This is a genomic window from Acetohalobium arabaticum DSM 5501, from assembly GCF_000144695.1.
Classification (GTDB): Bacteria; Bacillota; Halanaerobiia; order Halobacteroidales; family Acetohalobiaceae; genus Acetohalobium; species Acetohalobium arabaticum.
Map to the genome: position 1 here is coordinate 392926 of NC_014378.1, position 15203 is coordinate 408128.

The 15203-nt window shown below is 36.5% G+C and carries 14 protein-coding genes and 1 tRNA gene; 13 read left to right on the plus strand and 2 right to left on the minus strand.

Annotated features, from left to right (window positions below):
* Positions 1–4 precede the first annotated feature (4 nt).
* Complete coding sequence (gene pylD / locus acear_RS01950; protein ID WP_013277353.1) at positions 5–811, plus strand: 3-methylornithyl-N6-L-lysine dehydrogenase PylD; 807 nt, start codon at positions 5–7, stop codon at positions 809–811.
* Here the strand turns inward: pylD and acear_RS01955 are convergent.
* A complete protein-coding gene (locus acear_RS01955) occupies positions 806–1675 on the minus strand; it encodes a selenium metabolism-associated LysR family transcriptional regulator (RefSeq protein WP_013277354.1) in 870 nt (289 codons plus the stop codon). The two genes, pylD and acear_RS01955, sit on opposite strands and share 6 nt — an antisense overlap.
* Positions 1676–1863: 188 nt before the next feature.
* Between acear_RS01955 and acear_RS01960 the strand changes: the two genes are divergently transcribed.
* From acear_RS01960 to acear_RS02000, 9 genes are all read left to right on the plus strand, one after another.
* A tRNA-Leu gene (locus acear_RS01960) sits at positions 1864–1952 on the plus strand.
* A 342-nt stretch (positions 1953–2294) separates the two neighbouring features.
* Positions 2295–3713, plus strand: a complete 1419-nt coding sequence (locus tag acear_RS01965; RefSeq protein WP_013277355.1) for a 4Fe-4S dicluster domain-containing protein — start codon at positions 2295–2297, stop codon at positions 3711–3713.
* 55 nt (positions 3714–3768) lie between these two features.
* Positions 3769–4860, plus strand: a complete 1092-nt coding sequence (locus acear_RS01970) for an RnfABCDGE type electron transport complex subunit D (protein ID WP_013277356.1) — start codon at positions 3769–3771, stop codon at positions 4858–4860.
* Complete coding sequence (locus tag acear_RS12020) at positions 4850–5476, plus strand: FMN-binding protein (protein ID WP_049772638.1); 627 nt, start codon at positions 4850–4852, stop codon at positions 5474–5476. Before acear_RS01970 ends, acear_RS12020 begins: the two co-directional genes overlap by 11 nt.
* Position 5477: 1 nt before the next feature.
* A complete protein-coding gene (locus tag acear_RS01980) occupies positions 5478–6170 on the plus strand; it encodes an Rnf-Nqr domain containing protein (RefSeq protein WP_013277358.1) in 693 nt (230 codons plus the stop codon).
* Positions 6171–6223: 53 nt separating this feature from the next.
* A complete protein-coding gene (locus acear_RS01985) occupies positions 6224–6808 on the plus strand; it encodes an electron transport complex protein RnfA (RefSeq protein WP_013277359.1) in 585 nt (194 codons plus the stop codon).
* Entirely contained in the window at positions 6809–7900 is a 1092-nt protein-coding gene (locus acear_RS01990) for an NADH:ubiquinone reductase (Na(+)-transporting) subunit F (RefSeq protein WP_013277360.1), read from the plus strand.
* Between the two features lie 145 nt (positions 7901–8045).
* Positions 8046–8366: a hypothetical protein gene (locus acear_RS01995; RefSeq protein WP_013277361.1), complete on the plus strand. Its 321-nt coding sequence runs from the start codon at positions 8046–8048 to the stop codon at positions 8364–8366.
* 12 nt (positions 8367–8378) lie between these two features.
* Entirely contained in the window at positions 8379–9482 is a 1104-nt protein-coding gene (locus tag acear_RS02000) for a M48 family metallopeptidase (RefSeq protein WP_013277362.1), read from the plus strand.
* Positions 9483–9532: 50 nt separating this feature from the next.
* Here acear_RS02000 and acear_RS02005 read toward each other — a convergent pair whose 3' ends face one another.
* Positions 9533–11242 carry a proline--tRNA ligase gene (locus tag acear_RS02005; RefSeq protein ID WP_013277363.1) on the minus strand — a complete coding sequence of 570 codons (1710 nt, stop codon included), beginning with the start codon at positions 11240–11242 and terminating at the stop codon, positions 9533–9535.
* A 764-nt stretch (positions 11243–12006) separates the two neighbouring features.
* On the opposite strand from acear_RS02005, the gene acear_RS02010 reads away from it, so the two are divergent.
* Genes acear_RS02010 through acear_RS02020 form a run of 3 tightly spaced genes read left to right on the plus strand, consistent with a single transcriptional unit; the run spans position 12007 to position 15177 of the window.
* The gene (locus acear_RS02010) at positions 12007–12432 is read left to right on the plus strand and encodes an acyl-CoA thioesterase (RefSeq protein WP_013277364.1); all 426 of its coding nucleotides are present in this window, start codon (positions 12007–12009) and stop codon (positions 12430–12432) included.
* A 40-nt stretch (positions 12433–12472) separates the two neighbouring features.
* Complete coding sequence (gene mutM / locus acear_RS02015) at positions 12473–13300, plus strand: DNA-formamidopyrimidine glycosylase (RefSeq protein WP_013277365.1); 828 nt, start codon at positions 12473–12475, stop codon at positions 13298–13300.
* A 2-nt stretch (positions 13301–13302) separates the two neighbouring features.
* Entirely contained in the window at positions 13303–15177 is a 1875-nt protein-coding gene (locus acear_RS02020) for an ABC transporter ATP-binding protein (protein WP_013277366.1), read from the plus strand.
* The last annotated feature ends 26 nt before the right edge of the window (positions 15178–15203 follow it).

The following is a 15203-nucleotide window of genomic DNA, read 5'->3' on the forward strand; positions in this document are numbered from 1 at the left end:
TAAGATGACTAGATTATTTACTGATCAGATAAGCCATATTCCAGAGACAATAGACGAATATAACCAGGAATTGAAGGATAAGACCGGGTGTGGGCTAGTAGGCTTGGCCAATCATGCTTTAGGAACTGAGTATGAAACTGCTTTTTTGGCTCAAAAGAGAGCTGCTGTTGTCCCTGTTACCGTAGGTGAAGGGATTATTCAGGGATTCAGTAAATCAGTAGCAGCTATTTTAGAATATATGGGGTTTGAGATTTTGGTTACCAATAGTTCAGATGTAAAAGGAATTAAAGAAGCATATCAAAAGAAAGCAGATATTCTTTTGATGGCCGATGATGATGAATTTATAGCTTTGAATCTGGAAGAGAATAAATATGTTGATAATAACTGGGCTACAGCAAGGGCTTATGTGAATGCTTTGGAATTAATGGTAGGCGGATTGAAAGATAGAACAGTAGTTGTACAGGGATTAGGCCCAATAGGGAGAGAGGCTGTTAGAGCCTTAATAGAGAAGGAAGCCCGGATAAAGGTCTATGATGTTGATGAGCAGAAGATGATAAAATTAACAGAGGAGGTTGAATCTGTAGAGGCTGTAAAGAATCCGGAACAAGAATTAAAACATAATAAATTAATTCTAGAAGCAACTCCTGTTGATAATACTATACAAGAGGATTATATCGATCAAAAAACATATATTTCTGCTCCTGGAGTTCCCTTAGGTGTCTGCAAAACTGCTATAAGTAGTATTGAAGATAGATTAATTCATGATCCGTTACAGTTGGGAGTAAGCTTGATGGCGGCTGGGGTTTTATAGATGTTCTATAAATTTGTTGAAGATTTCTGAGCGGTATTTATCTTTATGATAAATAATACTGAAGTTTCTTTTAAATTCAATTCCTGAGATATTTACTTTAGTTATTTTTCCTTTTTTTCTTTCTTCTTTGGTTGAGATTTCAGGTAAGATAGAGACTCCAATGTTGGCTGCTACAGCTTTTTTAATTGCTTCAATATTATTAAAAACATGAGTGATTTGACAAGATATATTAAAATTAGCCAAAATATTTTCAATAACTTTTCTGGTACCGCTTCCCTCTTCCCGCATGATAAAGTCTTCTTCATTGATTTTTTCCGGGGAGAGGTTTTTCCAGTGGCTCCATTCATGTTTAGTAGAACATACCAATTGAAGCTGGTCTGTAAAGAACTTTTCAACCACAATATTATCAGAACTGATAGGTCCTTCTACTAATCCTAAATCGATTTTGTTATCTAAGACCATCTGTTCTATAACACTGGTGTTATCAATTATAAAGGGTAGGTTAATATCTTTATATTTCTGCTGGAATTCTTCTATTATCTGGGGTAATAGATAAGTGCCTATAGTCATACTGCTTCCAATTCGCAGCTGTCCTTGGTTTAGATTGGATATATCCTCCATTGCATTTTTGGTTTCATTTACAAGGTTTAGAATCCGCTTGCTATAATTAAGAAGTATTTCACCAGGGTGAGTTAATTTTAATCTTCTGTTTAGCCGGTCAAATAACTTCAAATTTAATTTATCTTCTAAGGTAGAGATAGTTTGACTGATAGCAGGCTGACTTATGTATAATTTTTTAGCTGCAGCTGACATATTTTTAGTTTCGCAGACTGTAACAAATATTTTAAGCTCTCTTAAATTCAATTTAATATCCTCCTTTGATTTTTGTAGATACTTAATTATACTATAATTTATGGAAAGATCTTACTTTTTATATTACCATAATTTGAACAATAATTATACCCTAAATTGAAATTTTAGTTTGGTAGTATCTTTGGTTGACTTTTTTTAAATATATGATATAATATTAAACGTCTGAAAATGAAATAGTTGCCGGAGTGGCGGAACTGGCAGACGCGTAGCGTTGAGGGCGCTATGGACAGTCTTGTCCGTGTGGGTTCAAATCCCACCTCCGGCACCATTAATTTCTAGCCTAAGTATAAGGGCTAGATTTTTTATTTACCGAATATGATTTAAAAATTGATTAGGTTTCCAATTGTGAAAAATAATATAATTTTCTAAATTAGGAGGAATTTAATTCTAAATATCTAATTATTAGTATAAGGATTAAAGATAGTATTACAGATTATTACTATTTTTCAAAAAAGACATTAGGAGGAAAGGGGGAGTAAAAAAGTAGTAATTTTTTGAAGTGTTCAATATGAAAATTGGAGTAAATGGATTGATAAGGAAGAAGTTTATTGGTTTTGGATAAAATAAAAGAGACAGATTAAATAACTATAAAGGATAAGGTGAAATAGTTATGAAAGTTAAAAACAAGTCATTTTCTGGAGGTTATACGTTTAATCTTGAGGGTAAGCCTCAGGATAGAGTTGTTGAATTAGAAACTCCTTCGAAAGTTGTTGTTCCTTTAAAGCAGGGGTTTGGCAGAGAAGTAGAACCCAATGTTGAGCCGGGTGAAGAAGTGAAAGCTGGTCAGATTATTGGTAGAGATGATGAATCTTTGTCTACTCCTATACAGGCAACGGTTAGCGGAACTGTAACAGAGATTACGGATTTACCTTCAAATAGGAGAGCAGTTGTCATTGAGTCAGATGGGACAGATGATTGGCAGCAATTAGAAGATCATTCATCTAATTGGAATAATCTATCAGCTGAAGAAATTGAAGAATTACTTTATACTTCCGGAGTTACTTCCTTGGATAACCAGGGAATTCCGACTAGATATAAGAGTTCATCAATTTCTAAAGATGAAGTAGAGCATATAATTATTGAAGGTACTGAGTCTAATCCTTATAACTTATCATTATCAGCTCTTTTAGAAGAAAATAAGTTATCACAGTTTGTTGATGGATTACAGATACTCCACAAAGTCTTTCCACAGGCTAAAGTACATGTAACTATCAATGAAAATCGACAGCAATTAATTAAAGAATTAAGTGATTCTGCTGGAAATTATGATTGGATTCAGCTGTATAGTTCAGCTCCTAAGTATCCTCAAGGTAAGGACGAAATATTAGTTCCTACAATTTTAGGTGACGATTATAAAGTAAGAGCTTCTGTAGCAAGTTATGGTGTAATTGTCTTAAAAGTCCAGACTATTCTGCATATTTATGATGCTGTTGTAGAAGGAAAACCGTTGATAGAGCGGATGGTATCGCTGGCTGGAGAGGGCTGGCAGGAAAATATTCACCTTAAAGTTCGAATTGGTACTTCTATTGAAGCTATTATGAAAAATTACTCTGGTAGTGATAACCAGAGGCTTATTATTGGTAATTTATTAACAGATAAATCTATTGCAGATTACGAGATACCGGTTGACCGCACTTTTGATAATTTAAATGCGATCCCGGAACAGGAAGTAGGCGAGCCGTTTGCCTTTGCGCGTCCAGGAGCTCAAAAATATTCTTATTCAAATTCATTCTTATCTGCCTTACTTTCTGAGGTCTCTAGTAAATGTGATACTAATGTTCATGGAGAAGAAAGGGCTTGTATCTTCTGTGGTTACTGTGAAGATGCTTGTCCAGTTGATATAATTCCACATCTTGTTGAACGGTATACAGCTCAGAGCAGTGTCGATGAAGAGCTTATTAGATATGGTATTTTTGACTGTATAGAATGTAACTTGTGTACATTTGTTTGTCCATCTAAAAGACCTGTAGGTAAGCATATCAAGCAGGGAAAACAGTTCTTGCTCAATAAAGGATATGTAGTGAAGTAAATTTAAAGTATTTACAGGTTTAAAGTTGGATAGGATTAGGAGGGTGAATAAAAAAATGAACGGACTTCGTAGTTTTTTTGATAATTTAAAGGAAAATGAATCACTACAGCCTGTAAAGCCCGTTATTGATGCAATGGCTGCAATATTCTGTGGGCCAGATGAGGTTACAGCTTCTGCACCACATATTATGGATAATAATGATCTAAAAAGGTATATGTCAATGGTGATTTTAGCCTTGCTACCTAGTACTTTTGCATCAATTTACTTTTACGGATGGCGTGCTGTATCAATTATTTTGGTATCTTATATAGTTGGTGGTTTAACGGAAGTACTCTTTGCTATCATTAGAGGACATGAAATCGAAGAAGGATTTCTAGTAACAGGGCTTATCTTTCCTTTAGTTTTACCGCCGACGATTCCTTTATGGATGGTAGCAGTAGGGTCATTTTTTGGAGTTCTGTTTGGAAAAGAAGTTTTTGGCGGTACCGGACGGAATGTATTTAATCCAGCAATTGCAGGCCGTGTCTTTATTTCGATTGCCTTTCCAGTAGCTATGACTACTAAGTGGGCTAAACCTTTAGTTGGAGGTTTAGGAGGTTTTCTGAAGTATTCAGTTCCTGTTGATGCAATGTCGGCAGCAACTCCGCTGGCAGTCTTTAAGACTAATGGTGAATTAGCATTCTCCACTTTTGAGCTTTTATTTGGTACAACTGGTGGTTCTATGGGAGAAACATTCCGGATTGGAATAATTATCGGTGGTCTATTCTTGATTGCTGCTAAAATAGTAGACTGGAGAATTCCAACGGCCTATTTAGGCTCTGTAGTAATCTTATCGGCTATTGGAAATCAGTTCTTACCAGGTACAGTTGCTCCACCATTATATCAATTGCTGACAGGAGGTCTCTTATTTGGTGCCTTCTTTATGGCAACTGATCCTGTAACATCGCCTTTTACAAAAGGCGGAACCTGGATATTTGGTATTTTTGCTGGATTTCTGACACTGATCTTTAGAAGCTTTAGTGGCTATGTTGAAGGTGTAATGTTTAGTATCTTACTGGCAAATTCAGTAACACCTTTGATCGATAGTATGGTTTTGAAGACGAAATTCAAACCAAAAGATGATGGGGTCGTTTACAATGAAAACTAATACTAATTTAGAACAGGAAGTGCAAACTAAGGATATTCTGTTGGGTAAGGCTAAGATGATAATCTTTATGTTAATCTTGGGTTTGGTTGCAGCTGCTTTATTAGCAGGATTGGGTTCTTATACTAAACCTCTTGTGGAGAAGAATAAAGAATTAAGAACAATGCAGAAAGTTCTTGAATCTATTAATGTGGATTATTCAAGTGATAATTTAACAAAGGTCTTTAAAGAAAAGGTCGAGGTTGTAAATGAAGGCGAATATAAATTTTACAAGACCAAAGAAGGCGAAGTTGCTTTTAAATTTGAAGGTGAAGGGATTTGGGCTCCAATTGTTGGTTTTGCAGCCCTTGACTCTGATATGGAAACCCTAGAAGGGATTTCAATAATGTCCCAGGGAGAGACTCCTGGTCTTGGCGGTCGAATTACAGAAGATTGGTTTCTTAATCAGTTTAAAGGCTTAAAACGCAATCCAAAAATTGTAGTTTTGAAAGCAAGTAAAACAGCTGATAATCCTAATGAAGTAGATGGGATTGCTGGAGCAACGTTGTCTGGTAAGGCTTTACAGAAGATTTTAAATAAGAATATTGAAGTGGCTTTGCAGAAACTGGAGGTGAACTAATTTGAATCTGCTCAAAAAGTTATATTATAAGATAAAATATACTAGAGTATTTGCTCTGTTGTATAAGGGAATTTGGCAAGAGAATGATCTTTTGATAGCTTCTTTAGGCATCTGTTCTGCCCTGGCTGTAACTAATCGAGTAGCAAATGGAATTGCTATGGGGCTTGCAGTTACTTTCGTTATACTAGCTTCTTCAGTATTAACTGCAACTATTAGAGATTATATTCCAAAACGGGTAAGAATAGTTACCTATGTAATCTTTATTTCTACTTTTGTAGTTATAGTAGACCAATTTCTTAAAGCATTCTTTCCAGCAATTAGTCGAGCATTAGGTGCCTATGTAGGTTTAATTATAACTAACTGTTTAATTATGGGTCGAGCTGAGTCATTTGCTTCTAATAATCCAGTTGATTCTTCCATTGTAGATGCTTTTGCTCATGGTATGGGTTATACTATTGTCTTAATTATAGTATCTGCAGTAAGAGAAGTTCTTGCCTTTGGAACTATATTACAGATACCAGTTGTTGGAGAAGCCTGGACTAACTGGGTAGTAATGGCCATGGCTCCTGGAGGCTTCTTTGTTTTAGCAGCATTGACCTGGGTTGTCCGGGAGATTCAGATTTATGAAGAGGAAGAGGAATCTCCAAATAGTCGAGCTGAGCTTGATGCTTCTGAGAAAGTGTTGTCAGTTTAAGAATGAATAGTTTGTGCTAAACAAATTAATAAAATATATGGAGGAGAAGTAAAATGCCTGAGTCTCTAAGTATTTTTATAGCAGCTATAACATCCCATAATCTAGCTTTGACTTACATTTTAGGGATGTGTCCGATGTTAGGGGTGTCAAAGAATCTTGATACGGCTGTTGGTATGGGAATATCAGTAGCTTTTGTAGTAGTGGTAACTTCTATGGTTAATTGGGGTATATATAATTTAATTTTAGTACCAACTGGAACTGAGATTTTAAATTATGTTGTCTTTATTGTGGTTATAGGAGCAAGTGTACAGCTTTTAGAGATGATTTTAGAGAAATTTCTTCCTGCTTTATATAGAGCATTTGGAATCTTTTTACCGCTTATTACGGTAAACTGTGTTGTACTTTCCATTTCACTCTTTATGACATTACGTAATTATGATTTTATAACTACACTTGTTTTTGCACTTGGTTCAGCAATCGGTTGGTTAATAGCAATTGCGATTGTTGCTGCCATAAGAGAGAAGCTTAAATTGACGGGAGATGTACCAAGAGGTCTGCAAGGACCAGGTATCGTTATGATAATACTTGGCATAGTAGCCCTTGCATTTATGGGCTTCGGAGGGATGGTGAGTGTCTAAATGAATATTCAACCAATCTATATATTAGCTTCAATTTTCTTTGGGGTTGCTTTCGTGTTGGCGATTGCTGATTTCTTATTGACCAGTAATGAGCAGCAGGTAATTAACATTAATGATGAAGAGTATATTCCGGCTGGAGATGGAACATTGTTGGAAGTTTTAGGTGAAAATGGCATCTTCATTCCTGCAGGTTGTGGTGGAAAAGCAAGCTGCGGTCAATGTAAGGTTACAGTAAAAGAAGGCGGCGGTGATATACTACCTACAGAAGAACCTTTCCTCGACGAAGAAGAAAGAGAAGAAGGAGTCAGGCTTGCCTGTCAGGTAAAAGTCAATGAAGATATGAAACTTGAGCTTGATGAATCATTACTGGATATAGAAGAATATACTGCTCGAGTAGCTGAGGTGAGGAGTGTAACTCCTACAGTTAAACATGTTAGATTAGAAATGATAGAACCAACAGATATTGAGTTTGAAGCTGGGCAGTATGCACAGATTATGATACCTGGTTTTGAAGAATATCGGGCTTACTCTATAGCTTCACCGCCGAGTATGGCCAGAGAAGAGAATGCTTTACAGTTTACAATTAAATTGGTACCCGGCGGTCTCTGTACTAGCTGGGTTCACTTTGCTATGGAAGAAGGTGATATCGTTAAGTTCACTGGCCCCTTCGGTCACTTCTATCTCGATGAAGAATCTGATAGAGAGATTATTCTGATCGGTGGAGGAGCCGGTATGGCACCTATGAGAGGAATTCTTGAGCGGCTAGATGAATTGGGGATGCCCCGGCCGACAAGATATTACTTTGGTGCCAGAAACTCAGATGAGCTTTACTATGGAGACAGATTCGCAGAACTTGAAGAGAAGTATGATAACTTTGAGTATATACCTGCACTGTCTGACCCTACTCCGGAAGACAAAAAGAATTGGGATGGTCCTACTGGATTTGTTACTGATGTACTGGATGAGAGAGAAGGATCACTGGAGAATGCAGAATCCTATCTCTGTGGACCACCGCCTATGCTTGATGCAGCTGAACGCATCTTAGTTGATCATGGAATGCCGGAAGAAAAGGTAATGTTTGATAAATTCTAATAAGATAGTCTATTTTAGCCATTGTAAGTGTGTAATTGCACTTGCGATGGCTTTTTATATTTTATATATTTTGCAGGAAGAATTAAAAGAATTGGCTAATTATACAATAGGATAGGTTGTTTGCCTGATAAAAAGGGGGGAGAGTGTGAAAAAGAGATTATCTTTATTAGTGCTATTGTTAATTACTTTGATTATTATCAGCGGTTGTAATGGAAAAGGAAATTTGAAAGTAGTAGTATATGACCAACAACAGAATCCAGTTAATGATGTCTATGTAGGAATATATAAATCTGATTTTAACCAGCGGCTTCGGTTTGCCTATACCCGCCGTGGAGAAGTAGAGTTTGCAGGTTTAGAAAGCGGAGTATATTACATTAGAATAATTAGTCCAGGCCAAAAGAAAGAAATGAAGCTTAGAATCAATAATCAAGAAGATAGATATCTTAAGGTTAATCTGAACAATTAAAGGTGGTGGAATATGATAGGTTTAAGGAAAAAAAGAATAGTCATTCTACTATTGATTAGTTTTTTGGTTTTAGGCAGCATATCAGTTCAGGCAGTATCTGATTATGAGAAAAAAATATCACAGAAGTATTTAAAGCATTATTTAGATGAATATGGCAAAGCTGACCTGAACTCTGAAGAAAAAAAGAGAGTGGATGAAATTTTTAATAAACTAGCAGCAGAGGCTGACAAGGATGCTCCAGATTTGGAGTTTAAATACCATATAATTGATAATTCTGCAATAAATGCGGTTAATATTGGTGATGGATACATATTGATTTATAAAGGATTATTTGATTTGCTAGAAACTGATGAACAGTTAGCTGCTTTAATTGCTCATGAAATGGGCCATGGAGTTAATAATGATATTCAGGAAAAGATAGAGATTAACCAAAAGATTCAGCTTGGAGCTGTAATATTTGACTTAGCTAAGGATGGTAAGCTAGACCAGGATGAAGTAAGTCCCGCAGCAGAGATAGCTGTTAATCTGTTAGTGAAAAAGTATAGTAGGAGTCAGGAAAAAGAGGCTGATATTTATTCTGCTCTTTTGCTAAAGAGAACTGATTATGATTCCCGGGGAGTAATTGGATTACTGAGGCTGCTTAAAAGGAAGTCCAATAGTGTTAACTTAGAATTATTAGAGCTGATGAAAAGCCATCCTAATTTGGATACTAGAATTGATTATGTAGCTGAGGCAATCAAAAAGCAGAAAGAAGCAGAGAAATTATATCATTCGCCAGTTTCTACATCCAGAGAATTAACAGCAGGGCTGTTTAGGGATAATCTTAACCAGGTATATTCCGCTTATGCTGAAAGAATACATGCTAATTTAACGAGAGAGCAATTTAAAGATGAAGAACAGATAGAGAAAGTGAGAAAAGAGATTGCTAACTTGAAGGAGAAATATAATTTCAAATATACATTGGAATTGAGAAACCAAGTAGAGGGAACAGCAAGAGTGGCTATTTCATTTTATAGAAATGAATTTACACAGCAGAATCAGTTAGTATCATTTGCAGTTGATTTAATTAAAGATAAATATGGCTGGAAAGTTTTAAGGGGACCGGTAGCTTATTAACGGATAATTAAAGCCCTGTAATGAAGAATTACAGGGCTAATTAGTGAGTTTTAATTCTGTTTTGCAAGTAGTTCTTTTATTTTAGGAACTGGATTATCGGCATTAATCTTTAGTTTTTCATCTGTTTGGCGTAATTTAATTTCGAGCTTATTGTCTTCAAGTGAATTCTTTCCGATAATAACCTGGATTGGACAGCCGATTAAGTCAGCATCATTGAATTTAACGCCGGCTCGTTCACTGCGGTCATCATATAAAGCTTCCAGTCCTGTTTGGTTTAGTGCTGTATAGAGGTCTTCACTGACTCTTTTTATTTCTTCATCATTTCCTAATTGCATTATATGGACTGAGTATGGAGCAATGGATTTAGGCCAGATAATGCCGTAATCATCGTGATTCTGTTCAATAGCAGCAGCAACTGTTCGAGTTACGCCGATGCCATAACAGCCCATAAAAATTGACTGGCTTTTACCATTATCATCAATATAGGTTGCTTTCATAGAATCGCTGTATTTAGTGCCTAGTTTAAAGACTTGTCCAACTTCGATTCCTCTAGTCATAGTCAGTTCAGCACCACAGTCAATACAGGGTTCTCCTTCTTTGATTTCTCTTATATCAACTATTGCATCTACAGTAAAATCGCGTTCAGGATTGACATTGGTATAGTGATAGTCAGCTTCGTTGGCTCCGGTAACTCCATTAACTACAGCCATAGCTGATGGGTCAGCAATTACTCTGACTTCATCAGGAATATCAACAGGACCAGCAAATCCGGTTACAATTCCTGTATCATTAAAAAGTTCTTCTGCTGGAGCCATTTCTAAAGCGGCTGTTCCTAAGAAGTTTCTTAACTTAACTTCATTAAGCTGATAATCTCCTCTGACTAAAGCTAAAACATAGCCGTCTTGAGTCTGATAGATTAAGCTTTTAAGCAGCTTTTTAGTCGAACAGTTAAAGAATTCGGCTAAGTCTTCAATAGTATCAGCACCAGGTGTTTCTACCTTTTCTAATTCTTGTGGTTTATCATCAGTAGTAGTGAATTCAATATCTGAATCGGCCAGTTCTAGATTAGCAGAATAATCACATTCACTACAGAAGACTACTGTGTCTTCGCCGGAATCAGCCAGCACCATAAATTCATGGGAATCTGTACCGCCAATTGGTCCATTGTCAGCTACAACGGTTCTAAAGTCCAGACCGCATCTATCAAAGATCTCTACATATGAATCATACATTTTCTCATAACTTTCGTCTAAAGATTCTTTATCAGGATTGAAGCTGTAAGCATCTTTCATAATGAATTCCCGACTGCGTAAGACTCCAAATCGAGGCCTGATTTCATCTCTGAATTTAGTCTGGATCTGATAAAGATTAAAAGGGAGATCTTTATAGGAGCGCACTTCGTCTTTAATTAAATCAGTTATCACTTCTTCGTGAGTGGGTCCCAAACAGAAGTCTCTTTTATGTCTGTCCTCAAGACGCATTAGTTCCGGACCGTAGTCAGCCCACCGATTGGATTCTTTCCATAATTCAGCTGGCTGTAAAGCAGGCAGTAGTACTTCCTGAGCTCCTGCTTTATTCATCTCTTCTCTTATAATATCTTCTACTTTTTGAATAACTTTATAACCTAAAGGCAGGTGAGAATAGATTCCTGAACCTAACTTTCTCATTAATCCTGCTCTAAGCATTAACTGATGGCTGACTACTTCAGCATCAGCTGGAGTTTCTTTTAATGTTGGTGAATACATCTGTGACATCTTCATTATATGTAGCCTCCTTTTTTATTTAAGAATTTATTGACAATTATTTTGAGACACTTGTAGATATTATAACAAATAGAATTAAAATTATCCATCGATTATAAAATTTTTGTTTAATCCAGTTTAATTGATATATTGTTGCACTTTCAAGATATTGCAGTGATAGTCAATATGTATCCGCCGCTTGTCGTTCGCTCAACATCCTGTTTCGCTCACTCTCAAAAACTGGCCCTCCATCGTCCATGATTCCGGGCCAGTTTTAAGAGTCGCTCGGGACACATATTGACTATTGATAATAGATATATCACTATGGTTATCATTAATTAGAGTTGCTATAGACGCATATTGACCATTTGCAGTATGATATTGTCATGGTATTACATTGCAATCACAGCCTGGGCTGTTTAGGAGAAAAAAGATCTGGAACAGAGAAACTTCCCAGGCTATAGTTACAGCACAAAAATTTCATTAATATGGTTTCACGTCACATCAGATTATTTTGCATAATTTTATTGTTGATATCTTGCAACAAGCGACTTTAAAGCAGCCCCATAAGAGAAAATAATTAACATATAAAGTAGGGATTCAAACTGTAGCTATAAGATTAATTTATTGCTAATTAATCAGGGCTGATTTTCGGAGCGTTTGCAAGATATCAACTCTAAACTGCAACAATATATCAACATTGTTGTAGTTTAACAAGGAATTGATGACTCAATATGGTAATGATATAATTAGGAAGCAATTAAAATTGGAGGATAATAAAAATGTCAGAACACAGTCATCAGATTAGAGTCACCTATCAAGAAACAGATAAAATGGGGGTTGTTTACTACGCTAATTATCTTCGGTGGTTTGAAATCGGGAGAACAGAGTATATGCGTCAGGCGGGAGTGACATATAAAGAATTAGAAGATGAGGGAGTATTTCTGCCAGTGTTAGAGTCACACTGTAAGTATCATAATCCGGCTCGCTACGATGATTTGATCAGAATTGAGACTACAATCAATAAGTTAAAGCGAGTCAGGATTGGTTTTTCGTATGAGATTCTGCACTCAGAAAGTGATGAATTATTAGCCGCAGGTAATACTAGCCATTCCTTTGTAAACCAGGACTTTGAACCAATATCTTTACAGAGAGAAAAACCGGAGGTATGGCAGTTAATTCAGAGAAGTTTTGATAAGAAAAAGTAAGCTATGGTATAATAGTTGTAAAAGTGATGGAGGTTAGAGAATGCCCGAATTACCTGAAGTACAGACAGTAGTTGATACACTTACAGAATCAGTTTTAAAGAAAGAGATTACTGATGTAGAAGTGAAGAATGAAAAATTAATAGCCAATCTAGAGGTAGAAGAGTTTATAGATACCTTAACTGGCAGCAGAATAGAAGATATAAGAAGGCGCGGTAAGTATATAATTATGGAGTTGGATACAGATTATTATTTAGTTACTCATCTAAGAATGACAGGACGTTTTGTTTACTGTCAGAAGAAGGAGGAAGTTGATAAATATGACTATATCTTCTTTAAATTTAAAGGGAATGATGAACTGCGGTTAGGAAGTAAACGGAAGTTTACCCGTACTTATTTAGTAGCTGATCTTAAGGAGGCGGGTAGCTTGACTAAATTAGGTCCCGAACCTCTATCTGATGAATTTACGCTGGATAAGTTTAAAGAAATACTATCCACGCGCCGGGGTAGAATTAAGCCTTTATTGTTGAACCAGAAATTTCTGGCTGGATTAGGAAATATTTATGTTGATGAAGCTTTATTTATCTCTCAGATACATCCATTACGTACAGCCGATACTCTAACAGACCAGGAGATTAAGAAGTTATACCAGGCAATTCAGCAAGTGCTAGCAGAAGGCATTGAACACCGAGGAACAACAAAATGGGATTATGTTGATGCCAGCGGTGAGGCCGGAAGTTATCAGAATTATTTACGGGTTTATGATCGCAAGGGAGAAGAATGTAATAGGTGTGCAGCAATTTTAAAGAAGATTAAAGTAGGGGGCCGAGGTACCTATTTTTGTCCCCAATGCCAAGAGCAGGAGGAATAATAGTGGCGCTTTTACAGCTACAGAACGCAACAAAGATATATCCAGAACAGATTATCTTTAAGGATATTTCGCTACAGATTCAGCCTGATGACCGTATCGGTTTGATTGGAGATAACGGCACAGGTAAATCAACATTAATTGAAGTTTTAAGAGAAGAAGAATACCTTGATGAAGGTGAACTTCTGACAAGTAATGATTTGGATATCGGTTATTTGGCTCAAAGTTATAATCTTAATCCGGATACTACGCTTTATCAGGAAATGTTAAATATTTACCAGGGGTTATTCCAGCTTGAAGAAAAATTACAAAATTTAGAAGCTGAGATGAGTCAGGTGAGCGGTAAGAAATTAGATAAAATAATGGAGCGCTATAGTAAGCTCCGCCGGGAATATGAAGCCAGCGGCGGTTATCGGTATGAAAGTGAGATTAAAGGGGTTTTACGTGGATTAGGTTTTACTGAAGATGAATTTGATGAAGAGTTAACTAATTTTAGCGGTGGTGAGAAGACAAGGGCCGGTTTAGCTAAATTACTCTTGTCGCAACCCCAATTATTACTTTTAGATGAGCCGACGAATCATTTAGATCTTCAGGCTAAAGAATGGCTGGAGGATTACTTAATTGATTATGATGGAGCAGTAGTAATTATTTCTCATGACCGCTACTTTTTAAACCAGGTAGTTGACTGCATCTGGGAGTTAGAGAAGGGTAGATTAGAAAAATATAACGGTGATTACTCCTTTTATGCAGAAGAGAAGGAACACCGTTTGTTGACCTGGCAGCGGGAGTATGAAAAGCAGCAGAAGAAGATTAAGAAGATGAAGGCCTATATTCGTAAGAATAAAGCCGGTGTTGATTCAAAGCAAGCACGCGGACGCCAGAAGAAACTGGATCGAATGGAGAGGATACCTCCGCCGCCAACGATTGATACACCCAAGATTGATTTTAGACTGGAGACCGTCAGTGGAAATGATGTTCTGACAGTTGAGGGGCTAAGTAAGTCTTATGACCAGGAATTGGTATTAGAAGATATAGATTTTAAGTTATATCGCGGAGAGAAGGTTGCTTTAGTCGGTCCAAACGGCAGCGGTAAATCAACGCTGTTTAAGTTACTATCTGAGCAAGAAGAGGTTGACAGAGGAGAGATTAAGTTAGGGACTAGAGTCAATATCGGATATTATGATCAGGAGCATAAAGATTTAACTCTTGGTCATAACTTAATTGAGGAACTACAGGAGGCTGCAGATATTACTAAAAGTTCTGCCCGTGATGTCTTGGCCCGGTTTTTATTTAAAGGTGACGATGTATTTAAAGAGATATCTACTTTAAGCGGCGGAGAAAAGGCGCGGTTATCATTGGCTAAACTAGCAATCCAGGATTATAATTTATTATTATTAGATGAACCGACTAATCATTTGGATATTAAGTCGAAAGAGATTTTAGAAGAAGCATTACAGAATTATCCTGGGACTATTTTAGTTATTTCCCATGACCGCTATTTTTTAGATGAATTAGTTGATAAGGTTTTTGCTCTTGAAGGTAATAAGTTAGTAGAGTATAGAGGAAATTATACTGATTACCGCATTGAATATGAAGAACGACTGGCTGCCGAGAAAGAAGCTAAACAAAAAGCAGAAGTTAAAACAGGGGATAAGGGACAAGAGAAGAATAATTCCCCAAGCCAGGAAAGCGAAATAGATCTTGATGAGTTGGAAGCAGAGATTATAGAGTTAGAAGATAGACTTGAAGAGTTAGAAACTGCATTCAACAGCCAGAACCTATATAATGATGAAGAAGAGCTAGCTGATTTAACAACTGAATATGAAACAATAAAAGAAAAACTGGAAGAGTATTATGAGTTATGGGAAGAAGCTATTTAACAAGTGAAGAATAAACCAAGCCTGCC

What these genes read in the sequence shown, in the direction of transcription:
- pylD (WP_013277353.1), top strand. Translation starts at nt 5, where the DNA reads ATGACTAGATTATTTACTGATCAGATAAGCCATATTCCAGAGACAATA.
- acear_RS01965 (WP_013277355.1), top strand. Translation starts at nt 2,295, where the DNA reads ATGAAAGTTAAAAACAAGTCATTTTCTGGAGGTTATACGTTTAATCTT.
- acear_RS01970 (WP_013277356.1), top strand. Translation starts at nt 3,769, where the DNA reads ATGAACGGACTTCGTAGTTTTTTTGATAATTTAAAGGAAAATGAATCA.
- acear_RS12020 (WP_049772638.1), top strand. Translation starts at nt 4,850, where the DNA reads ATGAAAACTAATACTAATTTAGAACAGGAAGTGCAAACTAAGGATATT.
- acear_RS01985 (WP_013277359.1), top strand. Translation starts at nt 6,224, where the DNA reads ATGCCTGAGTCTCTAAGTATTTTTATAGCAGCTATAACATCCCATAAT.
- acear_RS01990 (WP_013277360.1), top strand. Translation starts at nt 6,809, where the DNA reads ATGAATATTCAACCAATCTATATATTAGCTTCAATTTTCTTTGGGGTT.
- acear_RS02000 (WP_013277362.1), top strand. Translation starts at nt 8,379, where the DNA reads ATGATAGGTTTAAGGAAAAAAAGAATAGTCATTCTACTATTGATTAGT.
- acear_RS02005 (WP_013277363.1), bottom strand. Translation starts at nt 11,242, where the DNA reads ATGAAGATGTCACAGATGTATTCACCAACATTAAAAGAAACTCCAGCT.
- acear_RS02010 (WP_013277364.1), top strand. Translation starts at nt 12,007, where the DNA reads ATGTCAGAACACAGTCATCAGATTAGAGTCACCTATCAAGAAACAGAT.
- mutM (WP_013277365.1), top strand. Translation starts at nt 12,473, where the DNA reads ATGCCCGAATTACCTGAAGTACAGACAGTAGTTGATACACTTACAGAA.